The 16,309-nt window shown below is 71.0% G+C and carries 17 protein-coding genes; 11 read left to right on the top strand and 6 right to left on the bottom strand.

Going from position 1 to position 16,309, the window contains the following annotated elements:
* Positions 1–90: 90 nt before the first annotated feature.
* From ACT3UL_RS10705 to ACT3UL_RS10695, 3 genes are all read left to right on the top strand, one after another.
* Positions 91–525, top strand: a complete 435-nt coding sequence (locus ACT3UL_RS10705; protein WP_444578216.1) for a hypothetical protein — start codon at positions 91–93, stop codon at positions 523–525.
* Complete coding sequence (locus tag ACT3UL_RS10700; protein ID WP_444578215.1) at positions 522–1,811, top strand: FUSC family protein; 1,290 nt, start codon at positions 522–524, stop codon at positions 1,809–1,811. Before ACT3UL_RS10705 ends, ACT3UL_RS10700 begins: the two co-directional genes overlap by 4 nt.
* 91 nt (positions 1,812–1,902) lie before the next feature.
* On the top strand, positions 1,903–2,223 hold the full coding sequence (locus tag ACT3UL_RS10695) for a DUF2516 family protein (protein WP_444578214.1): 321 nt from the start codon (positions 1,903–1,905) through the stop codon (positions 2,221–2,223).
* Between the two features lie 202 nt (positions 2,224–2,425).
* Here ACT3UL_RS10695 and fbaA read toward each other — a convergent pair whose 3' ends face one another.
* The 3 genes from fbaA to ACT3UL_RS10680 all read right to left on the bottom strand — a co-directional run bounded on the left by fbaA (position 2,426) and on the right by ACT3UL_RS10680 (position 5,026).
* The gene (fbaA, locus tag ACT3UL_RS10690) at positions 2,426–3,451 is read right to left on the bottom strand and encodes a class II fructose-bisphosphate aldolase (RefSeq protein ID WP_096165264.1); all 1,026 of its coding nucleotides are present in this window, start codon (positions 3,449–3,451) and stop codon (positions 2,426–2,428) included.
* 136 nt (positions 3,452–3,587) lie between these two features.
* Entirely contained in the window at positions 3,588–4,268 is a 681-nt protein-coding gene (locus ACT3UL_RS10685; RefSeq protein ID WP_444578302.1) for a TrmH family RNA methyltransferase, read from the bottom strand.
* Positions 4,268–5,026: a DedA family protein gene (locus ACT3UL_RS10680; RefSeq protein ID WP_444578213.1), complete on the bottom strand. Its 759-nt coding sequence runs from the start codon at positions 5,024–5,026 to the stop codon at positions 4,268–4,270. The genes ACT3UL_RS10685 and ACT3UL_RS10680 overlap by 1 nt, the downstream gene beginning before the upstream one ends.
* A gap of 272 nt (positions 5,027–5,298) precedes the next feature.
* Here ACT3UL_RS10680 and ypfJ point away from each other — a divergent pair, with 272 nt between their 5' ends.
* Positions 5,299–6,249 carry a KPN_02809 family neutral zinc metallopeptidase gene (ypfJ, locus tag ACT3UL_RS10675; RefSeq protein ID WP_444578212.1) on the top strand — a complete coding sequence of 317 codons (951 nt, stop codon included), beginning with the start codon at positions 5,299–5,301 and terminating at the stop codon, positions 6,247–6,249.
* A gap of 56 nt (positions 6,250–6,305) precedes the next feature.
* Here the strand turns inward: ypfJ and ACT3UL_RS10670 are convergent, their stop codons facing one another.
* The gene (locus ACT3UL_RS10670; protein WP_444578211.1) at positions 6,306–6,917 is read right to left on the bottom strand and encodes an orotate phosphoribosyltransferase; all 612 of its coding nucleotides are present in this window, start codon (positions 6,915–6,917) and stop codon (positions 6,306–6,308) included.
* Positions 6,918–6,990: 73 nt separating this feature from the next.
* Positions 6,991–7,839, bottom strand: coding sequence for an SDR family NAD(P)-dependent oxidoreductase (locus tag ACT3UL_RS10665; RefSeq protein WP_444578210.1), 849 nt, complete (start codon positions 7,837–7,839; stop codon positions 6,991–6,993).
* 83 nt (positions 7,840–7,922) lie between these two features.
* Here ACT3UL_RS10665 and ACT3UL_RS10660 point away from each other — a divergent pair, with 83 nt between their 5' ends.
* The 7 genes from ACT3UL_RS10660 (at position 7,923) to ACT3UL_RS10630 (ending at position 13,741) form a co-directional block, all read left to right on the top strand.
* Positions 7,923–8,723: an exodeoxyribonuclease III gene (locus tag ACT3UL_RS10660; protein ID WP_444578209.1), complete on the top strand. Its 801-nt coding sequence runs from the start codon at positions 7,923–7,925 to the stop codon at positions 8,721–8,723.
* A 371-nt stretch (positions 8,724–9,094) separates the two neighbouring features.
* Entirely contained in the window at positions 9,095–10,255 is a 1,161-nt protein-coding gene (locus tag ACT3UL_RS10655) for a hypothetical protein (RefSeq protein ID WP_444578208.1), read from the top strand.
* Complete coding sequence (locus ACT3UL_RS10650) at positions 10,252–11,469, top strand: TadA family conjugal transfer-associated ATPase (RefSeq protein ID WP_444578207.1); 1,218 nt, start codon at positions 10,252–10,254, stop codon at positions 11,467–11,469. Before ACT3UL_RS10655 ends, ACT3UL_RS10650 begins: the two co-directional genes overlap by 4 nt.
* Positions 11,466–12,578, top strand: coding sequence for a type II secretion system F family protein (locus ACT3UL_RS10645; RefSeq protein WP_444578206.1), 1,113 nt, complete (start codon positions 11,466–11,468; stop codon positions 12,576–12,578). Before ACT3UL_RS10650 ends, ACT3UL_RS10645 begins: the two co-directional genes overlap by 4 nt.
* 202 nt (positions 12,579–12,780) lie before the next feature.
* Positions 12,781–12,981 carry a DUF4244 domain-containing protein gene (locus ACT3UL_RS10640; RefSeq protein WP_444578205.1) on the top strand — a complete coding sequence of 67 codons (201 nt, stop codon included), beginning with the start codon at positions 12,781–12,783 and terminating at the stop codon, positions 12,979–12,981.
* The gene (locus ACT3UL_RS10635) at positions 12,981–13,376 is read left to right on the top strand and encodes a TadE family type IV pilus minor pilin (protein WP_444578204.1); all 396 of its coding nucleotides are present in this window, start codon (positions 12,981–12,983) and stop codon (positions 13,374–13,376) included. Before ACT3UL_RS10640 ends, ACT3UL_RS10635 begins: the two co-directional genes overlap by 1 nt.
* Positions 13,373–13,741 carry an Rv3654c family TadE-like protein gene (locus ACT3UL_RS10630; RefSeq protein ID WP_444578203.1) on the top strand — a complete coding sequence of 123 codons (369 nt, stop codon included), beginning with the start codon at positions 13,373–13,375 and terminating at the stop codon, positions 13,739–13,741. The genes ACT3UL_RS10635 and ACT3UL_RS10630 overlap by 4 nt, the downstream gene beginning before the upstream one ends.
* A gap of 11 nt (positions 13,742–13,752) precedes the next feature.
* On the opposite strand, the gene ACT3UL_RS10625 is transcribed toward ACT3UL_RS10630, so the two are convergent.
* On the bottom strand, positions 13,753–16,263 hold the full coding sequence (locus ACT3UL_RS10625) for a DEAD/DEAH box helicase (protein WP_444578202.1): 2,511 nt from the start codon (positions 16,261–16,263) through the stop codon (positions 13,753–13,755).
* Positions 16,264–16,309: the final 46 nt, after the last annotated feature.

The following is a 16,309-nucleotide window of genomic DNA, read 5'->3' as shown; positions in this document are numbered from 1 at the left end:
CGCCGCGTGCACGTCCCCACCACAGGATTCGCACGGGCCGGCCACGGCTTCCCCGAGCGTTCATCACGCGGACCTGGAAGAATGGACCGCATGAATGCACAGGGCGACCAGCAGGACTGGACCCGACACCGGCAGGAGGTGTTCGCGGTCAAGGAGCAGGCGCTGCACGATGCCAGGCAGGCCGAGCACGAGAAGGCCACCGCGATCATCCGTCAGGCGATCGAGCAGTTCCGTGCGGCCGGCATCGGCCCGATCCCCCTGCGCGCGAAGCCGTACACCGGCTCCGGCAGCATCCGCACCGCGCTCGAGGGCTGGTACCTCAAACAGGACAGGCTGCTGGCCGTGGACACCGAGGGCAGGTACTACGTGATGAGGGTCGAGGGCGGGCTGCGGGCACGCCTGCAGGGATCCTCCCCCGAGCCGACCCTCGCTCCGCTCGTGGTGGGCCGTGGTGCGCGCGACGGCGACACCTTCAACCTCGAGGAGCTGCTGCGGATGCGGCTCGAGGACCCGGTGCGCCCATGAGCCCGACCAGCACCTCCCACAGCTCTTGGCTCGAGCGTGCACGCGTCGCGCTGATCGCCTGGTTCACCACCGGTCTGTCCCGCGGCCGCAACGACGTCCTGACCGTCGGCCGCGCCGCCGTCGCCGCGGCGATCGCCTATGCCGTCAGCGGCCTGCTGTGGAACCACGAGCACCCCTTCTTCTCCTCGATCGTCGCCTTCATCATCATCGGCTTCGGCATCGAGAAGAAGATGCGCAAGATCGTCGAGATGGCCTCGGGAGTGATGTTCGGGGTGCTGCTGGGCGAGGTCGCGCGCTCCCTGATCGGATCCGGCACCTGGCAGATCCTCGTGGTCGTGTTCTGCGCCGGCATGACGGCGCGCTTCATCGACAAGTCGAACCTCTTCGGCTTCCAGACCGCCATCCAGTCGCTGCTGGTCATGATCATGCCGATCACGCCCGGGATGACCCCGGGCGGTCGCGTGCTGGATGCCGTGACCGGTGTGGTGGTCGCGATCATCATCCATCTGCTGCTCTCCGGGGACCCTCGGCGCCTGCAGAGCCGCGCCGCGATCTCCTTCTACCAGGAGCTGGAGGACACCCTGGTGTCGCTGGCCCTGGCCGCACGCAGCGGCGACCGGGGCGTCGCACAGGCAGCACTGGTGACGATCCGCGACACCTCCCAGAAGTACACCGACGAGTGGAAGCTCGCCAACGACGTCGCCAACGAGATGGCGACCTTCTCCCCCACCGGGCTGCGCCACGCGGACGACGTCGGACGCCTCGAGCACCTGCTGATCGGCTCCGATCGGGCGATGCGCAACATGCGGGTGATCGCCCGGCGGGAGACGGAGTTCCTCGACGCCGTGCACGGCGACGCGCACTCCACGCTGGCCGACTCCCTGCTGGCCGCACGCGACGCCGTCACCGAGCTGGCCGCCGCGGTCGCGCACAAGGAGGTCGACTTCACCGAGGCACGCCGGAAGCTGCGCCTGTTCTGCTCGTACCTCACGCCGGAGATGCTCCTGCGCAACGACGAGGGGGTGCGTCCCGGCCGCGCCGGGCACTTCGAGGGCGTGACCCTGGCGATCCAGCTGCGCTCCCTCGCGATCGATCTGCTCCAGGCGACGGGGCTGACATCCGCCGAGGCCAAGCAGTTCCTGCCGAGCCTGGTCGTCGCCGCCGACGGCGATGCGATCGGTCCTCGGCCGATGACGCAGGAGATGCGCGCCCTGGAGCCGCCGGCCACCACCGAGGCGATCGAGCTGCTGATCTCGGACCGCTCGGATCCGGACCGTCGACGCTGAGGGGAGCCGTCACCCGGGGGCATGAGCCGTTCCCCGCGGCCGCCCCCGAGGTCTCCTGGCGGCGTCCAGACGGCCCCCGTATCCTGGGCGCATGATCGCTGCCATCCAGATGTGGATCTTCCTCGTGCTCGCCCTGGCCCTGCTGGCCGTCGAGATCTGGGCCTTCGTCAATGCCCTGCGCTTCCGCGCCGACGCCTATGTCGCGGCGAGCAAGCGCACGAAGGTGTTCTGGTGCATCCTCACCGGTGTCGCGATGCTGCTGGGCTTCCTCTCGCTGCCCTACCCGATCGGCCGCGGCGGCCCCTCGATGCTGTTCATGCTGGGCGGCGTCATCATCGCCGGCATCTTCCTCGCGGATGTGCTGCCCGCCCTGAAGCGGGTCATGGGGCGCGCCGCCGGCAACCGCTGGTGAGCTGACCCCAGCATCGCCTCACCCCCTCAGCACTGCATGCGTGCCGTAGAACGGCGATCCACTGCATTGCTGCTTCCCAGGGACCGGTGTGGCGTCGAGGAATGATCACCTCGTCCCCAGGAACGACGGAACCCCGGAGCCGAAGCTCCGGGGTTCCGTCGTCGTACGAGACCTGCCTATCGACAGCTCAGCTCATGGCTGCTCAGACGTGGGTGCCGGCCGAGCGGAGGTTCTCCGCCGCCTCGACCAGGCGTGCGGCCAGTCCGGCCTCCGCCTTCTTGCCCCAGGCGCGGGGGTCGTAGGCCTTCTTGTTGCCGACCTCGCCGTCGATCTTCATGACGCCGTCGTAGTTCTCGAACATGTGCGAGACCACCGGGCGGGTGAAGGCGTACTGGGTGTCGGTGTCGATGTTCATCTTGATGACACCGTTGTCGACAGCGGTCTGGATCTCCTCGATGGAGGAGCCCGAGCCGCCGTGCATGACGAGGTCGAACGGCATGTCCTTGCCGTACTCGGCGCCGACGGCCTTCTGGATGTCCAGGAGGATCGACGGGGTCAGCTTGACGTTGCCCGGCTTGTAGACGCCGTGCACGTTGCCGAAGGTCAGTGCGGTCAGGTAGCGACCGCGCTCGCCCAGGCCGAGCTTCGCGGCCGTCTTCAGGCCGTCCTCGGGGGTGGAGAAGAGCTTGTCGTTGGAGACGTCGGCCTGCACGCCGTCCTCTTCGCCGCCGACGACGCCGACCTCGATCTCGAGGATCTTCTTGGCCTCGACGGACTTCTCGAGCAGACGCTCGGCGATCTCGAGGTTCTCGTCGACCGGCACGGCGGAGCCGTCCCACATGTGCGACTGGAAGAGCGGGTTCAGGCCCTTCTTCACACGGTTCTCGAGGTCCCACTCGATCAGGGGCTCGACCCAGGTGGGCAGAACCTCCTTGGCGCAGTGGTCGGTGTGGAGCGCGACGTTGATCGGGTAGTTCTTGGCCACCGCGTGCACGAACTCGGCGAGCGCGAGCGAACCGGCGACGCGGTCCTTGACGGTGGAGCCTGAGAGGTACTCGGCACCACCGAAGGACACCTGGATGATGCCGTCGGTGTTCGCATCGCTGAAGCCCTGCAGGGCGGCGATGGCGGTCTGGGAGCTCGAGACGTTCACGGCCGGGTAGGCGAACTTGCCCGCCTTCGCGCGGTCGATCATCTCTGCGTACTGATCCGGGGTTGCGACTGCCATGGGGCATTCTCCTTCACTGAAGAGGGTCTGCGACGACCGGCGGCATGGAGTCGCCGCTCAGGGTCATTCGATCGTGCCCATTGTTCCACAGTGCGCTGGGCGGCCTCTGGTCGGAGGTCCCTCGCGGACACCGCCCTCAGCGCAGGGGTCGGTCGGGGATCTCCGCGTGCTGCAGGATCCAGCTGTGCATCGCGATCGCCGCCGCGGCGCCCACGTTGATCGAGCGCGTGGATCCGAACTGGGTGATGCCGACGACGAGGTCCGCCGCGTCCAGGAGCTCGGCGCTGACCCCTGGCCCTTCCTGGCCCACCACCAGCACGGCGTTGCGGGGCAGCGCCGTGTGCTCCAGCGGCATCGCGCCGGGGACCAGGTCGATCGCCACGAGGGGACGCCCCTGCTCCCGGGCCCACGCGATGAGGTGCGCTGCGTCGGGATGGTGGATCTCGTGCTGGTAGCGGTCGGTGACCATCGCGCCGCGGCGGTTCCAGCGGCGTCGGCCGACGATGTGGAACGCCCCCACCGCGAAGGCGTTCGCCGTGCGCACCACCGAGCCGATGTTGGCGTCGTGCTCGAGGTTCTCGATCGCGACATGCAGCTCGTGGCGATGGGTGTCGAGCTCGGCGATGATCGCCTCGCGCCGCCAGTACCGGAACCGGTCCTCGACGTTGCGCCGGTCCCCGCCGGCCAGGAGCTCGGGGTCGAGGTGGTCGCCCTCGGGCCACGGGCTCGGGTGCGGGCCGACGCCGACCACCCGCTCGGGAGTCGGCTGCGGCTCGGGAGTCGGCTGCGGCTCAGGAGTGGGCTCGGACTCCGCCATCATCGGCCGGCTCCGGCGCCGGGATCGCCCTCGACGGCCTGCTCCTGCTCCTGCTCCTGCTCCTGCTCCTGCTCCTGCTCCTGCTCCTGCTCCTGCTCCTGCTCCTGCTCCTGCTCGAGGATCTCGTCGTCGGGGTCCGGGAGCCCGAGCTTGCGGCGTCGGACCTCACGACGGATGATCTGGACCGCGAACACCACGATGACCAGGGCCACGATCACGTAGACCACGTTGGAGAAGATGTCGGTGTACGGCTCGATCACGGTCCAGTTGCTGCCCAGGAAGTACCCGATGGTCACGAACACCGTGTTCCAGATGGCGCTGCCGGCGAGGGTGAGCAGGCTGAAGGTCCACAGCGGCATCGCGTACAGACCAGCCGGGATCGAGATCAGGGAGCGCACCCCGGGGACCATGCGGCCGAAGAAGATCGCCTTGTGCCCATGCCGGTCCATGAAGTCGACAGTCTTGTCGTAGTCCTTCACGTGCAGGAGGGGAAGCTTGAGGAAGAGCGTGCGCAGGCGCTCCGGACCCAGCAGCCGGCCCAGCCCGTACAGCAGCCACGCCCCGGTCAGGGATCCGACGAGGGAGGCGAACAGCATCGCCCAGTAGTTCTGGTTCGGACCGGCCGCGGCCACACCGGCCAGGGGCAGGATCACCTCGGACGGGATCGGGGGGAACACGTTCTCGAGGAAGATCAGCAGGCCCACGCCCAGGGCGCCGAGGCTGTCCATGGTGCTCACGGCCCAGTCGACGATGTTCATGCGGATCTCCTCCGTGTGCGGTCCGGCCGTCAACGGCGCAAGGGGCGCGATGGGCGCAATGGTTGTGGGCGTACCGGATGCCTGCTGTCGTCGTCCGCCCGGTCAGGTTCTCCGACGGACGTCACGTCGCCTCGCCCGGAGCAGCATGCCGACCCACCGTCCATGGTAGGTGCAGGGATTCGCCCGACGCGGCACCGCGCGCCCGGTTGCGCAGGACCTTCACGAACACTGTTCCGCCTGACCACGGCACCGCCGCGGTCTACTCTGTCGCCATGACCTTCAATCCGAATGCGGAGATCCGCTCCGACAACGTCTCCCGTGCAGGTGGCGGCGGGGGCGGCGGAGGTTTCCGCCCCGGTGGGTTCCGCCCTGGAGGCCGCGGGCGCGGCGGGCTGAAGATCGGCGGTGGCAGCGGCTGCGTGCTGGTCGTGATCCTGGTGATCTACATCGTCCTGGGCGGCAACCCGCTCGAACTGCTCGGCGGATCCGACCCCTCGAGCACCCAGCAGGGCCCTGTCGCCGAGGGCGGCGCCCTGGAGGAATGCCAGACCGGCGAGGACGCCAACCGGCGCGACGACTGCCTGGTGCAGGCGACCGTCGAATCCGCGGACTCCCTGTGGGCGCAGCTCGCCCCGGACTCCGGCATCGACTTCGTCGAGCCCACCGGAAAGGTCTTCACCAGCACGGTCCAGACCGGATGCGGCGCGGCCACCGCGGACGTCGGCCCTTTCTACTGCCCCGCCGACTCGACCCTGTACGTCGACGTCTCCTTCTTCGACTCCCTGAGCTCGCAGTACGGGGCCGACGGCGGCCAGCTGGCGAAGATGTACGTGGTCGCCCACGAGTACGGCCACCACATCCAGTACCTCTCCGGCACGATGCAGGGCCTGGACCGTGAGCACACGGGGACGCAGTCCGACGGGGTGCGGCTCGAGCTCCAGGCCGACTGCTACGCAGGGGTCTGGGCGCACCACGCCTCGACCTCCACCGACGACAACGGCCAGACGATGCTGTCCCCGCTCACCGAGGACGACATCAGCTCGGCGCTGTCCGCGGCGAGCGCGGTGGGCGATGACCACATCCAAGGTGACGTCGCCGGCGGCGAGGTGCGTCCGGAGACCTGGACCCACGGCTCCTCGCAGCAGCGACGGGCATGGTTCACCACCGGCTACCAGGAGGGCACCGTGGCATCCTGCGACACCTTCTCCGCCGATCAGGTCTGAGGACCTGCGGGGCGGACGCGACCTACCGGGAAGCCCTGACTACTGGCCAGGTGCTGTCAGATCTCCAGCTCGGAGATGTCGTAGGCCGCGAGGTAGCGGTACCCGGCGGCCTCGACGGCCTCACGGGAGGCCTCGGAACGGTGCACGATCACCGCGACCGCGGCGATGTCCGCACCAGCCTCGGTGAGCGCCTCGCAGGCGGTCAGGACGCTGCCACCGGTGGTGGAGGTGTCCTCGACGGCGATGACCCGGCGCCCGGAGACCTCGGGGCCCTCGATACGACGCTGCAGGCCGTGGGCCTTGTTGGCCTTGCGCACCACGAAGGCGTCCAGCGGAGCGGCCGGGCTGCCCGCTGCGGCTTCGTAGGCGGAAGCATGCATGATCGAGGTGGCGACAGGATCCGCGCCCAGGGTGAGCCCGCCGACGGCCTCGACGCCGGGCACGAGGCCCTCGCGGCGCAACAGGTCCAGCATCACGCGGCCGACGAGCGGAGCCGCCTCGTGGTGCAGCGTGATCCGGCGCAGATCGACGTAGTGGTCGGCCTCGGCGCCCGAGGAGAGGATGACGTGACCACGCACCACGGCGATGTCGCGGATCAGCTCGCGCAGACGCTCGCGCGCGACATCGATCGGGGCGGACGGGTCAGGAGCAGAGGGGGTCTGAGGCATGCGGACAGGATAAGGGACCGTGCACAAGGGACCGCTCATCGCCGCAGGAGCTCAGCGCAGCCGCCGCTGCGCACTACGCCTCTTCGTCCCGCTGCCACGGCGCCCGGAGCGCACGACGCGATGCCTTCCGCTGGGACTGGAGGACCGCCCGCTGCTGGAACCGGCGGTACCAGTTCGGAGAGGTCATCGCCCGGATGAGCGGCCTGGGCGCGATGCGGGAGAACTCGCCGGCGGTGCGGTACTTGACCGAGGGGATCGACAGCACAGTGCCCTTGGCGGTGTCCTTGAGCGCCTGCTCGACCACGAACGGCGCCTTCAGCCAGGTGACACGAGGCATGCCGTCCATGGACATCGAGGCGCGCTCATGGAACTCGGTCTGCACGAACCCGGGCAGCAGCGCGGTGGCGCTGACGCCCGTGCCCTTGAGCTCCATCGCGAGCGACTCGGTGAAGACGGTGACCCAGCTCTTGGACGCGGCGTACGGGCCAGCCGTCGTATAGCCCGCCAGCGAGCTCACGTTGAGGATCGCGCCGCGCCGCCGCTGCACCATGGTGCGGGCCGCGGCATGGGAGAGCACCAGGACAGCCTTCATGAGGGTGTCCATCTGCTTCTCGTGGTCCTCGACGCCGATGTCGAGGAAGCCGCCGCGCAATCCGTAGCCGGCGTTGTTGATGAGCAGGTCGATCCGATCGACGGGGTCGGTGAGACGGACCGCGACCCGCTCCAGCCGCTCCCGGTCGGAGAGGTCCGCGGGGAGTATCTCGACGCGGACGTCGTGGACGTCGCGGATCTGCTCGGACACAGCATGGAGCCGGTCCTCGTCCCGTGAGACCAGCACGAGATCATGACCTGTGCCTGCCAGCTGCCAGGCGAATTCCAGACCTAGTCCTGATGTCGAACCGGTGACGAGTGCGCGCGCCATGGCCACAGCTTACGACTGCACGGAGCCTGCCGTGGCCCGCGGCGCCCCGCGCCGCGCCCGTCATGCCCCGTAGGATCACGGGCATGCGCATCGCCACCTGGAACATCAACTCGCTGCGGGCACGGATGGACCGTGTGCTCGCCTTCCTGGAGCGTCACGAGGTCGACGTCCTGGCATTGCAGGAGACCAAGGCCAAGCCCGAGCAGCTGGATCTCACGGCACTGCAGGAGGCCGGGTACGAGGTCAGCACCCACGGCCTGAACCAGTGGAACGGGGTCGCCCTGATCTCCCGCGTCGGCCTGAGCGACGTGCAGACCCAGCTGCCGGCCGTCCCTGCCTATCCCGAGGACGAGACCGGCGTGGTCGAGGCCCGCGCGATCAGCGGGGTCGTCGGCGACGAGCTGCGGATCTGGTCGCTGTACGTGCCCAACGGGCGCGAGGTGGACCACCCCCACTACGCGTACAAGCTGCGATGGCTCGAGGCGCTGCGCGCCGAGGGCGAGCGCGAGCTCACCGCGGACAAGGACTCCCGCACCGTCCTGGTCGGCGACTTCAACGTCGCCCCGCTCGACGAGGACGTGTGGGACATGGCCGCTTTCGAGGGGAAGACGCACGTCACCGAGCCCGAGCGGTCGGCGTTCCGCGCGATCGTCGACGCCGGCTATGCCGACGTGGTGCGACCTGACCACGAGGGCCCCGGCGTCTACACGTACTGGGATTACCAGGCGCTGCGGTTCCCGAAGAAGGAAGGGATGCGCATCGATTTCGTGCTCGGCTCCCCAGCGGTGCAGTCGGCGGTCACCGGTTCCTTCATCGACCGCGAGGAGCGCAAGGGCAAGGGCGCCTCGGACCACGCGCCCGTCGTGGTCGATCTGGAGTTCTGACCCCGCGGGGCCAGGCTCTGACCTCGGATCGGCTTCCGCGGCCCTGAGGGAAGGGCAGAGGCCCTCTGCACGTAGTGGAGCGGTGCCGCGATCACTCGCGACACCACTCCGCACGAACCGTTGGCATCGGTATCAGGCGTGCACATTTTTTGGCTGCGGTGGCGCTTTCGACGCCTCACAGCCGGTCCGTTGCGGGGACCAGTCGCACGTGGGTTCCGGTACTGGTATTCGTGTTATGCAGGTCACACTACGCCGGACCCGAGAGGCATGCAAGCCCTCGGCGTCGCGGTCCTTTCCTCCCCAGAGGGTGGTTGTCCACCGCCGCCGGGTCGGCCCTGCACCGAACGCTCCGTGGCGTCCACGATGACGGCATGACCAGCACCTCAGCACCAGCTCGACGAGCCATCACCCCCGCTCCCGGAGTGCTCGACAGCGGCGCGAGGGCCCTCCCGACGGGCTCAGCGCCCGGCAGTCCGGGTCGCCGGCCCGCACGCTTCCCCGGAGCGTCATCGCCCTCTCCCACCTCGGCCGACGGGGCTCCCCCGCGAGCGCTCTGGATCGGCGCGGATCCGGCATTGCACGAGCTCGTCCGCGACCACGCCACCGCCGTCGGCATCGACCTCCTCGACGCTCCCGGGGACGCTGCGCCGAGGTGTCTGGTGATCGACGACGTCGAGCTCGGCGGGCCCGGGGCACCTCCCTCCCCGGGGCGGCTCCCCCTGCTGGTGGTGACCTCGCAGACCGAGGTGGCCCGCGCGCTGTGGGAGCGAGCGCTGGCCGCGGGCGCTCGTGCCGTGCTCCCCCTTCCCGGCAGCTCCGAGGAGCTGCTGTCCCAGCTGACCGAGCTCGCCCGCCCCCGCGCGGCCACCACGGTGATCGCCGTGGCGGGTGGCTGTGGCGGCGCCGGCACGTCAAGCTTCGCCGCCCGGTTGGCGGCTGCGGCGCGGCCTTGCGGTCCCGTCGTCCTGATCGATGCGGACCCCCTGGGAGGGGGCCTCGATCTCCTGGTCGAGGGCACCGACGCGGTCGGCATCTCCTGGGAGGACGTGGCCGGTCTCGGTCCGGACGACGGCATCGCCCTGCGGGACGGACTCCCGCGGATCGACGAGATCGGCCTCCTGGGATCCCGGGCTCAGCTCGGGCCGGAGCCGAACGCGCTCTCCCGTGTCCTCTCCGCGCTCGCCCCGCTCGGAGGGACGGTCGTCGTCGACCTGGCCGACGACCTGGTGCCGGTCGCGGCGGAGCATGCCGATCACGTCCTCCTGGTCGTCCCCGCCTCCGATCACGCGGTACGAGCCGCCGCGCGCAGGCTGCGGACCTGGCACCTCCCGGACGCCATCACCGAGATCGTCGTGCGCCGACGAGGGCCGCTGACGCCCACCGAGGTCGCCGACGACCTCGCGCTGCCGCTGGCCACCTCCTACCGGGACGGTCCTCGAGGTGCCGTGCCGCTGCTCGACGTGCGCCGCCGAGGTGCCGACCGGGCCGCCCGTCGCCTGCTGCAGCGCCTGCTCGAGGAGAGCCGGTCATGACCCCGGTGACGAGTCGCGGTCCGGAGCAGGCGCTCGCACCGCTCATAGATCTCGTCCGCGAGGACCTGGTCCGCAGCCCTGGGATCGTCGACGTCCCGCGTGTCGCCCGAGCTCTGCGCCGCCAGGGCAGGGTCCTCGGCGCGGCCGCGACCCTCGACCTCACCGCCCGCCTCCGCGACCACATCGACGGGCTCGGCCCGTTGCAGCCCCTGGTCTCCGCCGGCGTCACCGATCTGCTGGTCAACGACGACGGCTCGGTCTGGATCGACGACATGGACGGTCTGCGCGCCGCCGACCTGCATCTGGGCCCTCAGCAGGCTCGCGATCTCGCAGTACGCCTCGCGACGTCGGGAGGTCGCCGCCTGGACGACGCCGTGCCCTGGGTGGATGCGCATCTGCCCTCGGGGATCCGCCTCCACGCCGTGCTCCCGCCGCTATCCCCCGGGGGCGCGATCGTGTCGCTGCGCCTGCCCGGCGGAGACGCGCTGGATCTCGACGCGCTCGAAGCGCTCGGCGCCTTCGGGAAGCACGGCCGGGACGTGCTGCTGGCGATCGTCGCCTCTCGTCTTCCGTTCCTGGTCACCGGAGGAACTGGGACCGGGAAGTCCACTCTGCTGGCCGCCATGCTGAAGGAGGTTCCGCCGGGCGAACGGATCGTCGTGGTCGAGGACGTGCTGGAGCTGACCGTCGACCACCCGCACGTCGTGCACCTGCAGTCCCGTCACGCGAACAGCGAAGGGGCGGGAGCCGTGGACCTCATCGCTCTGGTCCGGCAGAGCCTGCGCATGCGACCGGATCGGATCGTGCTCGGCGAGTGCCGAGGGGCGGAGATCCAGGAGCTGCTGCAGGCCCTGAACACCGGCCATGAAGGAGGGTGCGGCACGGTGCACGCCAATACTGCCCACGACGTCCCGGCCCGCCTCGAGGCCCTCGGCGCTCTGGGAGGCCTGGGCCGGAGCGCCCTCGCCGCGCAGGTCGCCAGCGCCCTCGAGGTGGTGATCCACCTCGGGCGCCGCAACGGGCTGCGGGTCCTGGAGGAGATCGCCCTGCTGCATCGTGAGGACGACGGCATGCTCCGGGCCACCACCGCGTGGCACATGGACGGCGAGGAGCTCCAGGACGGTCCTGCCGCCCCGGCACTCGCGGCCCGGCTCGGCCGCATCTCCCGAGAACACCCTCCAGGACCCCACCGGGCGGGCAGGAGAGCAGCATGACCCTCCTCGTCTCCCTCACCGCGGCCGCTGTCGCCACCACGCTCGCGGTGGCCTGGGTGGCAGCTCCGCCACGCCTGGCCGTCGGCCCTCGCTCCCGTCCGAGGCGAGTCCGCCGGGCAGCCGCCGGCCGTCTCGAGGTCGCCCGGATGGTGGAGCAGCTGGCCACGGTGATCAACTCCGGCGCCGGGCTCCGGCAGGCGTGGAGCGCCGTCGCCCTCTCGCTCCCCGCGGGCGAGCTGACCGACCTGGCCCGCGCGGCGGCCGCCGGCGCTGATCCTCGACGCGCCGCCACGGGCGCTCTTGCCTCCTCCGAGACGATCAGCTCCTTGGGCGCTGCGCTCGTGGTGGCCGAGCGCACCGGCGCTCCGACCTCCGGCATGCTGCAGAGCCTGGCGGAGGCCCTGCGGGACCTGCACGACGCCGCCCTGGCGCGCCGCAGCGCCTTCACCGGCCCGCGCTCCACGGCCCGCATCCTGCTCGTCCTGCCGCTGGCCGGTCTCGGACTGGGCATGCTGCTCGGGGGCGATCCGCTGCGCCTGCTGATCGGCTCGCCCGCCGGGAACCTGCTGGGCGCTCTGGGCATCGCACTGACGGGCCTGGGGTGGTGGTGGATGCAACGCCTGATCCACCGGGCCGATCCTCCATCGACGGGTCGGGTGGATCCCTCGGTGGTGCTCGAGCTGATCGCCGGGGCGCTGGAATCCGGGCTGCCCCTGGGGAGGTCCGTCCGCTCGGTCGCCGAGGCCCTCGCACCCGGTCCCGACACCGAGGCGCTCACCCGTGCGGCGACGGCTCTCGAGGCCGGCCTCGCCCCGGAACTCGCCACAGCGGGCCTGCCCGCCGAGTTCGCGGCGCTCCGAGAATCCGCGATCCTCGCGGAATCGGCCGGGGCGGATCTCTCCCGGGTGCTGCGCTCCGCCGGCCGGGATGCCCGCCGCGGACGCGCCCGGGACTCCGAGGTGCGCGCGGCACAGCTCGCGGTGCGCCTCGTCCTGCCCACCGGGGTGGCGCTGCTTCCCGCCTTCGTGGTCCTCGGGATCATCCCCACGGTGATCTCCCTGCTCGGAGGCACTATCGCCCTCACCACCGCAGGGGCCACGCCGCTATGAGCCGTACGCCCACCCGTCACCTGCCCTGTTCCGGCGAGCGCGGCGACGCTCGCAGGGCTCCCACTGTGCGTCGGTCCCTTCCCGGGTCGACGCCGGGCAGCCACGGCTGCCCTTCCGGACCGGCACCTGCCGGTCCGGGTCGAGCGGCACCTGCCGCTCGCCACTGGGCGGTGCCCACCGCCCACGAAGAGGAGGAGACACCATGTCCGCCACGAAGAACCGGATGCGCCGATCCCTCGATCGCGTGCTGCGCGACGAGACCGGCGCGTCCACCGCGGAGTACGCCATCACGGTGCTCGCCGCCTGCGGGTTCGCCGCCGTCCTGGTCGCCCTGCTGGCCTCCGGAGAGGTGCGCGAGCTCCTGATGGGCATCATCACCTCTGCGCTGTCGATGGGGTCGTGATGCCGCGGTCCGCCCGGTCGTCCCGTTTCCGGGACGACCGGGGGTCCGCCACGGCGGAGACGGCGATCGTGCTGCCCGTCGTGGTGATGATGGTCGTCGTCATCCTCCTCGCCGGTGCCGGGCTGGGAGCACAGCTCCGTCTCGAGAGCGCCGCCCGAGGAGCTGCGCGCGAGATGGCCCGCGGGGAGGAACCCGCGGCGGCGATCGCCACGGCGCAACGGATAGGCGGGCCCGGCACGCAGGTGCAGGTCTCCGGGGCCGGGGTGTGGGTGCGGGTGGACACCTCCCGTGCGCTCGAGGCCCCGAACGGCGTCCTCGGCGGGGCCCGCTGGGAGCTGAGCGCCGACGCCGAGGCGCGGCGCGAGCCGCATCTGATCACCGGCGGTGACGGATGAGCACGGGCGCGGCAGGAGTGCTCGCCTGGACGGGAGCCGCCACGGCGGTGGTGGCGGGGCTGTCCCTCCTGGGCACCGGAACCATGGCGCACTCACGCGCCGCCACTGCCGCGGACCTCGCCGCGCTGGCAGGGGCGGACTCCCTGGCCGCCGCCGGCGGGGAGCCGTGCGCGATCGCCGCCGAGGCCGCCTCCCGCAACGATGCCCAGCTGCTGCAGTGCGAACTGCGCGAATGGGACGTGCTCGTCCAGGTCCAGGTCGAGGCATCCCCGCTGCCACCCGCGACCGCCCGCGCCCGTGCCGGTCCAGGCCCCGCAGACCTGCCTGGGTCACAGGACCAGCCCGGGGCACAGGACCGGCCATGAGCCCGAGGATCTCAGGGGTGGAGCAGACCCAGCAGCCGTTCGGCCTCACGCTTCGACAACGGCTCGTTCCCGTTGCCGCACTTCGGAGAGACCACGCAGGCAGGGCAGCCTGCCTCGCATCCGCAGTCGGAGATCATGTCGGCCGTCGCCCGCAACCAGGCGTCGGCGTCGTCGGCCCCTCGCTCGGCGAACCCTGCACCACCGGGAGCACCGTCGTAGACGAAGATCGTCGGCTCCCCGGTGTCCTCGTGCAGTGCGGCGGAGAGCCCGCCGATGTCCCAGCGGTCACAGGTCGCCAGCAGCGGGAGCATCGAGATCGCCGCATGCTCGGCGGCGTGCAGAGCACCGGGCAGCTCCTCCCCCGGGATCTCCGCGCCGTCGGTGGTCGATCGCGGGATCACCCACCACACCGCCTTCGTGGTGAGGGTGCGCGGTGGGAGGTCCAGCGGGTGCTGGGCGAGCACCGCCTGGGTGAACACGTCCCGCACCTGGTATCCGGTGACCTGATCGGTGACGTCCACCGTGCCGAAGCACAGCTGCACCCCGCCGGACCACGCGACCTCACGGTCCGTCTGCCGGATGCGGACGGTCGACGTCGACTGCGGGTGCGTGGAGTGCAGCGGGTCCTCGCGATGCACGAAGGCGACCGCCCGCTCCACATTGAGATGGTTGACCACATAGCTCGTGCGCTGGTGGAGATAGACCGCGCCGTCGTGGACCTGGGAGTGGGCGCTCGCGGCATCGACGGTGCCGAGCAGGGTGCCGCTGGACTCTTCGACGATCCGCACCGGCTCCCCGCCGCTGCCCCGCAGATCGGTGAGCTCGTGGGCGGATTCGGTCATCGTCCAGAACCAGCCGGTGGGCCGCGCCCGCAGCACGCCCCGAGCCGCCAGCGTGGTCAGCAGCTCGCGTGCGCTCGGGCCGAAGATGACCTCCTCGCCGTCCCGGATGGCGAGCTCGGAGGCGGCCGCGCACAGATGGGGCGTCATCACATAGGGATTGCCCGGATCGAACACCGCCGCCTCGACCTCCGCCCCGAAGATGGTCTCGGGATGGTGGACGACGTAGGTGTCCAGGGGATCCTCTCGCGCCACGAACAGCGCCAGGGCGCCGCCGTCTCGGTCCTGTCGCCTGCCGGCGCGGCCGAACTGCTGCCACAGGGAGGCGCGGGTCCCGGGCCAGCCGGCGATCACCACCGCATCCAGGCCGGCGATGTCGATCCCCAGCTCGAGCGCATTCGTCGAGGCCAGTGCCTTCAGCTCGCCGGAGCGCAGGGAGTCCTCGAGCTCCCGGCGCTCACGGGCCAGGTACCCGCCGCGGTATGCGGCCACCCGCCGTGCGCTGTCCGCCAGCTGCGGGGAGAAGGTGTGCTCGGCCTTCTGCTCGAGCAGGCGCCGCGCACCGCTGGAGACCAGCTCCGCCCCGCGGCGGGAGCGCGCGAAGACCAGGGTCTGGACGTCCCGTTCGACGAGGTCGGCCAGCAGTGCACCGGCCTCGCTCGTGGCCGAGCGCCGCAACGGCTCCTCGGAGGATCCCCGTCGCGTGCCGCCTGCCGTCGCCTCCTCCGGGTCCGTGTCCCCGTCTGCGCCCATCCCCGCGTCCGCGTCTGCTCGCGCGTGGAGGTCTGTGCCGTCGTGCAGCTCCGTGCCCCCGTCGCCCGCACGTCCGGTGGTCATCGGACCCCGCCCGTCGACGCGGGCGATCGTCCCCGGTTCCCAGAGGCCGATCGTCAACCCGGCCCGTGGCGAGCCGTCCTCGGTCACCGCGGTGACGTCCTGGCCGATCAGTCGGCTCGCGGACAGCTCCGGGGTCGCGGTCGTCGCAGAGGCGAGGATGAACGTGGGCTCGGCCCGGTAGTGGGCGGCGATCCGCCGCAGGCGCCTGATCACCATCGACACGTGGCTGCCGAAGACACCGCGATAGCTGTGGCACTCGTCGATGACCACATAGCGCAGCGCACGGAAGAAGCTCGCCCACTGCTCATGGCCGGGGAGGATGCCGAAATGCAGCATGTCCGGGTTCGTCAGCACCACGGTGCCGTGCCGGCGCACCCACCGCCGCTGCTCGGTCGGGGTGTCGCCGTCGTACACCGCGACGCGGGCGTCGCGGATGCCCGCCCCGTCGGCCATCGCGGTGATGTTGGTGAGCTGGTCGGCGGCGAGCGCCTTCGTGGGCGAGAGGTAGAGCACGGTCGCGCGGCGCGCCGTCGGGTCCACCTCCCGCGCCCCGACCGCGGTGAGCGCGGGCAGCAGATAGGCGAGGGACTTGCCCGAGGCGGTCGCCGTGGCGAGGACCACGTTCGTGCCGTCATGGGCGAGCTGCGCTGCCTGCTCCTGATGGATCCAGGGGGCGGTGATCCCGCGCTCGGCCAGGTGCTCGAGCAGGCGAGGGTCGACCCAGTCGGGGAAGCTGCCCTGCCGGCCGGGCCTCGCAGGGCGCTGCTCGACGTGGGTGAGGCAGCTGCGACGGGTCAGGGGGCCGGTGAGATCGGTCAGGAGCTCGGACGCTCTGCCTGCCCGCATCGACTCCTCATTCCCTGTGCATTTCCCACACCTGCGCTCCGTTCCC

Source organism: Brachybacterium sp. 107 (assembly GCF_052379725.1).
Classification (GTDB): domain Bacteria; phylum Actinomycetota; class Actinomycetes; order Actinomycetales; family Dermabacteraceae; genus Brachybacterium.
This window is presented reverse-complemented; position numbering and strand designations above follow the sequence as displayed.

Coding starts and splice junctions, on each gene's coding strand:
- ACT3UL_RS10630 (WP_444578203.1), top strand. CDS start 13,373: ATGAGCACGGGCGCGGCAGGAGTGCTCGCCTGGACGGGAGCCGCCACG.
- ACT3UL_RS10705 (WP_444578216.1), top strand. CDS start 91: ATGAATGCACAGGGCGACCAGCAGGACTGGACCCGACACCGGCAGGAG.
- ypfJ (WP_444578212.1), top strand. CDS start 5,299: ATGACCTTCAATCCGAATGCGGAGATCCGCTCCGACAACGTCTCCCGT.
- ACT3UL_RS10660 (WP_444578209.1), top strand. CDS start 7,923: ATGCGCATCGCCACCTGGAACATCAACTCGCTGCGGGCACGGATGGAC.
- ACT3UL_RS10695 (WP_444578214.1), top strand. CDS start 1,903: ATGATCGCTGCCATCCAGATGTGGATCTTCCTCGTGCTCGCCCTGGCC.
- ACT3UL_RS10670 (WP_444578211.1), bottom strand. CDS start 6,917: ATGCCTCAGACCCCCTCTGCTCCTGACCCGTCCGCCCCGATCGATGTC.
- ACT3UL_RS10665 (WP_444578210.1), bottom strand. CDS start 7,839: ATGGCGCGCGCACTCGTCACCGGTTCGACATCAGGACTAGGTCTGGAA.
- ACT3UL_RS10700 (WP_444578215.1), top strand. CDS start 522: ATGAGCCCGACCAGCACCTCCCACAGCTCTTGGCTCGAGCGTGCACGC.
- ACT3UL_RS10685 (WP_444578302.1), bottom strand. CDS start 4,268: ATGGCGGAGTCCGAGCCCACTCCTGAGCCGCAGCCGACTCCCGAGCCG.
- ACT3UL_RS10635 (WP_444578204.1), top strand. CDS start 12,981: ATGCCGCGGTCCGCCCGGTCGTCCCGTTTCCGGGACGACCGGGGGTCC.
- ACT3UL_RS10655 (WP_444578208.1), top strand. CDS start 9,095: ATGACCAGCACCTCAGCACCAGCTCGACGAGCCATCACCCCCGCTCCC.
- ACT3UL_RS10645 (WP_444578206.1), top strand. CDS start 11,466: ATGACCCTCCTCGTCTCCCTCACCGCGGCCGCTGTCGCCACCACGCTC.
- ACT3UL_RS10680 (WP_444578213.1), bottom strand. CDS start 5,026: ATGAACATCGTCGACTGGGCCGTGAGCACCATGGACAGCCTCGGCGCC.
- ACT3UL_RS10625 (WP_444578202.1), bottom strand. CDS start 16,263: ATGCGGGCAGGCAGAGCGTCCGAGCTCCTGACCGATCTCACCGGCCCC.
- ACT3UL_RS10640 (WP_444578205.1), top strand. CDS start 12,781: ATGTCCGCCACGAAGAACCGGATGCGCCGATCCCTCGATCGCGTGCTG.
- fbaA (WP_096165264.1), bottom strand. CDS start 3,451: ATGGCAGTCGCAACCCCGGATCAGTACGCAGAGATGATCGACCGCGCG.
- ACT3UL_RS10650 (WP_444578207.1), top strand. CDS start 10,252: ATGACCCCGGTGACGAGTCGCGGTCCGGAGCAGGCGCTCGCACCGCTC.